The sequence below is a fragment of the Nocardioides sp. genome, assembly GCF_016462705.1.
GTDB lineage: Bacteria > Actinomycetota > Actinomycetes > Propionibacteriales > Nocardioidaceae > Nocardioides.
The window spans coordinates 1-6084 of the sequence record NZ_JAEMSS010000221.1; the positions used below are offsets into that span (position 1 = coordinate 1).

Annotated in this window: 8 protein-coding genes; 3 read left to right on the plus strand and 5 right to left on the minus strand. The window is 69.7% G+C overall.

All coding sequences use genetic code 11. The features are described from left to right. From JHD21_RS19790 to JHD21_RS19805, 5 genes are all read right to left on the minus strand, one after another. Window positions 1-1139, minus strand: a 1139-nt coding sequence (locus tag JHD21_RS19790; protein ID WP_292678784.1) for a multicopper oxidase domain-containing protein, incomplete at its 3' end; no start/stop codon positions are given. Further along, on the minus strand, window positions 1139-1525 hold the full coding sequence (locus JHD21_RS21945) for an SHOCT domain-containing protein (protein WP_365696383.1): 387 nt from the start codon (window positions 1523-1525) through the stop codon (window positions 1139-1141). The genes JHD21_RS21945 and JHD21_RS19790, both read right to left, overlap by 1 nt. 803 nt (window positions 1526-2328) lie before the next feature. Then, window positions 2329-2466: a hypothetical protein gene (locus tag JHD21_RS19795; RefSeq protein WP_292678786.1), complete on the minus strand. Its 138-nt coding sequence runs from the start codon at window positions 2464-2466 to the stop codon at window positions 2329-2331. Between the two features lie 35 nt (window positions 2467-2501). Continuing rightward, window positions 2502-2768: a metal-sensitive transcriptional regulator gene (locus JHD21_RS19800; protein ID WP_263283294.1), complete on the minus strand. Its 267-nt coding sequence runs from the start codon at window positions 2766-2768 to the stop codon at window positions 2502-2504. Then, window positions 2768-3205, minus strand: coding sequence for a DUF302 domain-containing protein (locus tag JHD21_RS19805; protein ID WP_292678790.1), 438 nt, complete (start codon window positions 3203-3205; stop codon window positions 2768-2770). The genes JHD21_RS19800 and JHD21_RS19805 overlap by 1 nt, the downstream gene beginning before the upstream one ends. Window positions 3206-3356: 151 nt before the next feature. Between JHD21_RS19805 and JHD21_RS19810 the strand changes: the two genes are divergently transcribed. From JHD21_RS19810 to JHD21_RS19820, 3 genes are read left to right on the plus strand one after another with little or no spacing between them, the layout of a single operon-like run. Then, window positions 3357-3659 (plus strand): rhodanese-like domain-containing protein, encoded by a 303-nt coding sequence (locus JHD21_RS19810; protein WP_292678793.1) that lies wholly within the window; start codon window positions 3357-3359, stop codon window positions 3657-3659. Window positions 3660-3668: 9 nt separating this feature from the next. Next, window positions 3669-5159, plus strand: a complete 1491-nt coding sequence (locus tag JHD21_RS19815; RefSeq protein ID WP_292678796.1) for an MBL fold metallo-hydrolase — start codon at window positions 3669-3671, stop codon at window positions 5157-5159. A 1-nt stretch (window position 5160) separates the two neighbouring features. After that, complete coding sequence (locus JHD21_RS19820; RefSeq protein WP_223398679.1) at window positions 5161-5985, plus strand: sulfite exporter TauE/SafE family protein; 825 nt, start codon at window positions 5161-5163, stop codon at window positions 5983-5985. The last annotated feature ends 99 nt before the right edge of the window (window positions 5986-6084 follow it).

A 6084-nucleotide genomic window follows, 5' to 3' on the forward strand; every position in this document is an offset into this window, starting at 1 on the left:
CCGCCGCTCATGTCGCCGCCCATGCCCATGCCCATGCCCATGCCCATGCCGAAGGTGATCCGTCGCCGCCTTGCAGGCTCGACGGCGCGCAGGTCCTCCGGCGTCGGTTGAACCGGAACCGCAGCCAACGCGGGCGCGGTGTCGCCCTCCACCCGGAGTGTCGCAAGTGCCCCGACACCGCCGGACAGGTCGCCGAGGGAGCTCATCATGCCCATCCCACCGCGGTCGACAGACCCGGTCTCCCACGATGCTGACCCGGCACGGGTCGTGACGAGAAGGTCAGCTCGGTTGCCGGGGGCCAGCACGAGCTCGTCGACCGGTTGAGGCTCGGGGAACCGGCCGGAATCGATGCCGAGGAGCTCGGAGTCCTGACCGTCGAGCCGCAGGCGCAGGTAGCGGGCGGAACAGGCGTTGATGATGCGCCACCGTTCCCGCTCACCCGGGCGGGCGCTCAGTCTCGGCGTCGCGTGTCCGTTGACTAGGACCAGGTCGCCTTCCCTGCCCGCCATGCGGCTCATCGTGGACGGCGCCACGACCTGCCCGGACCCGTCGAGGGTGATGTCGGAGATCACGAGCACACGCTCGCGGGTGACGGCGATGGGGTCGGGGTCCTCGACGATGATTGCGCCGTAGAGGCCCCTGGAGACTTGGTCGGCGACCATGCCGTGGTGGTGGGGGTGATACCAGTACACCCCGGGCGGGTGGTCCTCGGGCAGCTGGTAGTCGTAGTCGAAGGACTCGCCGGGCTCGACGCTGATGAAGACGTTGTCGCTGTTGCCCTGCGGGGAGACATGGAGCCCGTGGACATGCAGGTTCGTCGTCGTCTCAAGCCGGTTGACCAGCCGCACCTGCAGTCGGTCCCCGGGGCGCAGCCGTAGCGTGGGGCCGGGCAGACTGGCGTTGTAGCCGTACACAGTCGCGTTGCGACCGGCGACGCTGATCCGGCTCTCAGCGGCCTCCAGCCGCACCTGTAGGAGGCCGCCGCGGCTGCGGAGCACTTCCGGCTCGGTCAGGTCCGAACCCGTCACTGGGACCAGGCGTGAGCCGCGCTGCCACACCAAGCCTGTGGTTCCGATCGCGAGGCTGGCGACGCCGAGGCCGCCCAGCTGGAGGGCGTGGCGGCGGGTGATGGGCCGCACTACCGGCCTTCCCCCAGCGCGCGTAGCCGTTCCTGGTACTCCTCGGTAGTTAGTTCGCCGCGGGCGTAGCGCTCATCGAGCACCTCCCGGGCTCGGCCTGGACCAGGTGGCGCATCCGTCGGCGTTCCCGGCGCCGAAGAGCGAGGCGACACGCCTCCACCGATGGCGCGCACGGCGAGGACGATCAACAACACCACCCCGACCATGACCAGTGGTCCGAACATCCATCCCCAGCCCATGCCAGAACCCATCATCATCGCTCCTTCTCTGGCTTCTCCGTCTGTGTCAGACCTCGTTGTGTCGTTGCCCGCCAATGTGGCAGTCCCCCGACTCCTGGGGTCGGGACATGCGCGTCTACCCTTCGGCGCCGGCGGCCGGTGGCCCATCTAGCGATCAAAGCGAGCACGGCGATCGCGAGGCCGGCTATCGCCCAGGCGGTTGGACTCGGCCAGCCGGGACCCACCGAGACAAGGCCGCCCGGCGCGGCGGCGGTGAAAACGTTGAGTGGCTCAATCATCGGAACCCTTCTTGTGTGTTGTGTTCGTCCCGCTGGATAGTTGACGGCCGCTTCTGCTGCTTGGCGCGGGCCGACCGGCGGGTGCAGTCGATGAACCCGAGTTGCGATTCGCGGGCGACGACCGCAGCGGTCCCACTCGGGCATGGTCCTGGCCCTGATCGTCCGAGGGTGGGACGGACGGGCTTCTTGGCCGGCGGGCGCGTTGAAAGGGCCCCGGGTTCGGGTCTCGGCGCGTCTTTGCCTGCATCCGACGGCGCCAGTGACGACCGAACTCTATGCGCCGAGCCGCGAGCCGGCGCGACGGGATGGCCGCCCCGATAGACGGTAGGTGCGGGGCGCGTCGGCCGGGGCGCCAAAGTTGTCACTCCGTCCGGATCGGCGTGCTCCATAAGACGTTTGGTCATGTCCGCTCACCCATTGAGGACGCGAGTGAGCCAGCTGGCCTTCCGGTCCGGTTGTGGGTGGCGGGGCACCACTGGTCTGGGGAGGAGGTCCGCACCTGGTTGGCGTGTTGGCCGCAGCCTGTCCAGGTGGACCTGCCGCAGGTACGGCATGTCGTGGCAAGGCGCATGGTGTGCTCCGGTTCTCGAGGGTCGGTGGTGCGACGAGGTGTGGGTTCAGCCGGTGCGAAGGTGAAGATCACCGCGACCATGACGGCACCGGCGGCGAAGATCACGCGCTCGGGATGGGCCAGGGAACCGACGATGCGTCCGTCGGGTTCCCGTACCGCTCGTAGTGCTCCTTGCCGGGGGCGAGCAGGAAGACGGTGTAGTCCATCGCGATCACGAAGATCATGACGAAGAAGAACACCGGCACCGGGTCGTGAGCTCCGCGGATGGACCGCCTCAGGCCAGGGCGAGGAAGAGCTTCTCCATCTTCTTGACGTCCACGCCGTCGAGACCCTCGTTGGACTCGGCGAGGCAGTGCTGCAGCCCGGTGGCAACGATGGCGTAGCCAGCACGGGAGAGGGCCTTGTTGACCGCGGCGAGTTGGGTAAGGACAGACTCGCAATCGGAGCCTTCCTCCATCATGCGGATCACGTGGGCGAGGTGGCCGTTGGCGCGCTTCATACGGGTGATGATCGCCTTGATCTCGGTGGGCTCGAGGTCCATCAGGCCTGCCCTCCGTTCTGGGTAGAAGCAATAGGGCCAGCGGCGACGGCCGACAGCGCCGTAAGGAGTCGCGCCCGTGCGTCCTCGGAGACGGCACGCAGCGCTTCGCTCGGCTCGGCGACGAACGACGTCATCATCGCCGGGTCGAAGGCCTCGACAACCGTGGCCTTCTCTCCCACCGAGCGGACAACGACGTTGCACGGCAGCAGCGCCGCGATGGACGGCTCAGCCTGCAGTGCCTGGTGGGCGAGCTGCGGGCGGCAGGCGCCGAGGATGACCTGGGGGGCGACGTCGACGTCGAGCTTGGTCTTGAGGGTCGACTTCAGGTCGATCTCGGTGAGCACGCCGAAGCCTGCCTCGGCGAGCTGCTCGCGCACGGCAGCCACCGTCTCCTCGTAGGTGCGCTCCGTGGTGATCGCGAGCGTGTAGTCGGCCATCGTCCTGCCTTTCGTTGGTCTCTTGGTGGCCTTCCAGGGGCCTCGTCCGCCAACTGTACAACCCCCCCGGGGGTTGTGCTAACTTGCGTCTCGAACCCCCCCGGGGGTTGTGTTGTAACCAGGTTCGATCAGCCAGTGAAGGAGTCCCTCCATGTGTGAGACCACCGTCGACCAGCTCGCTGCAGCGCTCGATCAGGGCGCGCCTGTCATCGACGTCCGCGAGCCTGCGGAGTTCCGCGAGGGCCACGTGCCCGGTGCGACCAACATCCCGATTGGCCAGCTGACCGCCCGCCTGGGCGAGATTGACCGGAACCGACCGGTGCACGTGGTGTGCGCCTCGGGCAATCGCAGCAGCGCGATGGCCGACGTCCTGACCGCCAACGGCTTCGACGCGATGAATGTCGCCGGTGGCACCAGAGCCTGGATCCGCTCCGGGCGACCGATCGAGAAGTGAGGCGAACATATGACTGACGACACCACCACCGAGACACCCGCGCCGGCCTCGGCGACCGAGGAGGCGCAGCAGCGGCCAGCCGACGGGCTGACCGTCCGGACCCTGGAGACGCCGTCCCTCGGCGACCGCACCTACGTGGTCCACGACTGTGAAGTCGCCCTCGTGATCGACCCGCAGCGCGACATCGACCGGGTGCTGGAGGTGCTCGAGGCCGACGGGGTCCGATTGACCCACGTCTTTGAGACCCACATCCACAACGACTACGTCACCGGTGGCCTGGCGCTCGCGCAGACAACCGGAGCGGCCTACCTGGTCAACGGCGAGGACGACGTGTCCTTCGACCGCACCCCGATCGCCGACGGCGAGGTCGTCGAGGTCGGCGACCGCATGCGCGTCCGCGCGATCGCCACCCCCGGCCACACCTTCACCCACCTCTCCTACGCGCTCTCGGTCGACGGCCCCGACGGCGAGGAGCCGTACGCCGTGTTCACAGGCGGCTCGCTGCTCTACGGCGCCACCGGCCGACCCGACCTGCTCGGCGAGGAGCACACCGACGCGCTGGTGCGCCACCAGCACGCCTCCGCGCACAGGCTCGCCGAGCAGCTCCCCGACGGGGCCGAGGTCTACCCGACCCACGGGTTCGGGTCCTTCTGCTCGGCCACGCAGTCCGACGCCACTGCCTCGACGATCGGTGACGAGAAGCGCTCGAACCCGGTCCTGACCCAGGACGAGGAGACCTACGTCCGCGAACTGCTGGACGGCCTCGGTGCCTGGCCGGCGTACTACGCGCACATGGGACCCGCCAACGCCGCCGGTCCCTCCGCGCCCGACCTCTCCCCGGTGCAGGAGGCCGACGCGACCGAGCTGCGGCGCCGGATCGAGGCAGGTGAGTGGGTGGTGGACCTGCGCAATCGCAAGGCCTTCGCCGCGGGGCATGCCCCCGGCACCTTCAACTTCGGCCTCGACGGTGCTTTCTCTACCTACTTGGGCTGGCTGATCGAGTGGGGCACCGCCGTGACCCTGCTCGGCGAGACCGCCGAGGACGTGGCCACCGCCCAGCGCGAGCTGGTCCGGATCGGCATCGACCGGCCCGCAGCCCAGGCCACCGGAGGACCACAAAACTGGAGCGACGGCGACCTCGGTAGCTTCCCGACCGCCACCTTCGCCGATTTGGCGCAGGTGCGTCACCACCGCGACGTCGTCGTACTGGATGTGCGCCGCGCCGACGAGTACGAGGGTGCAGCGATTGCCGGGGCGGTCAACATCCCGATCCACGAGCTGCCCCGTCGCGTCGGCGAGGTGCCCGCCGGTGAGGTGTGGGTGCACTGCGCCAGCGGCTACCGCGCCTCGGTCGCTGCCTCGTTCGTCGCCGCCGCCGGCCGGACCCCCGTCGCAGTCGACGACTCCTTCGAGAACGCCGAGAAGGTCGGTCTGCACCTGGTGAGCCCCGAAGACGACAGCACCGACACGACCGACGGCGCCGACGGGCCCGACGCCTGAGATGACACTGCTCCTCGCCGTCGCCGCCGGCGCGCTCATCGGCCTGTCCCTGGGGGCACTCGGTGGCGGCGGCTCGATCCTGGCCGTGCCGGTGCTGGTGTACCTGCTCGACCAGTCCGCCTCCCAGGCGACGACCGGGTCGCTGGTGGTCGTCGGCGTCACCTCCCTGATCGGGGCGATCGCCGCACACCGCGCGGGCAACGTGCTGCTCGGCCGCGGCCTGGTCTTCGGCCTGGTCGCGATCGGCGGGGCGGTGGCGGGAGCGGAGGCGTCCGATCGGGTCTCCGAGGAGGTCCTGTTGGCCGCCTTCGCCGCCCTGATGCTGCTGGTCGGCGGGACGCTGGCCTGGCGCCAGCTACGCCACCGCCGCGGAGACGACGCTCGGCACGCCGCACGGCCCACCCTGGACGACCCGATCATCACGTTCAGCCCGACGTTCGCCTGCCAGTGCCCCCGGGCCCTCAAGGTGCTGCTGACCGCCACCGTCGTCGGGGCACTGACCGGCTTCCTGGGCGTCGGCGGCGGCTTCCTCGTCGTCCCCGCCCTCCTGCTCGCCCTCGCGCTGCCGATGGAGTACGCCGCAGGCACGTCACTCGTGGTCATCACCATCACCAGCGCCGCAGCGCTGGCAGTCCGGGCCGGTGCTGGCGCCACGCCGGACTGGACGTCCGTCGCCGTCCTCACCGCGACGTCAGCGGCAGCAGCCGTCGCAGGGGCCCGCCTCGCCGACCGTGTCGGCACCCACCGCCTCCAGGCGGCCTTCGCCGTCCTGGTCCTCGGCGTCGCCGTCTACACCGCCGCCCGCGCGGTCCCCGCCCTTCTCTGATCACACCCATCGCTCACCCTCACCGAACGGAACATCCATGAGCACCACCACCGCCCCGTCGAAGGGCGCCTCCCCCGACTTCACACCCGGCTTCCGCCC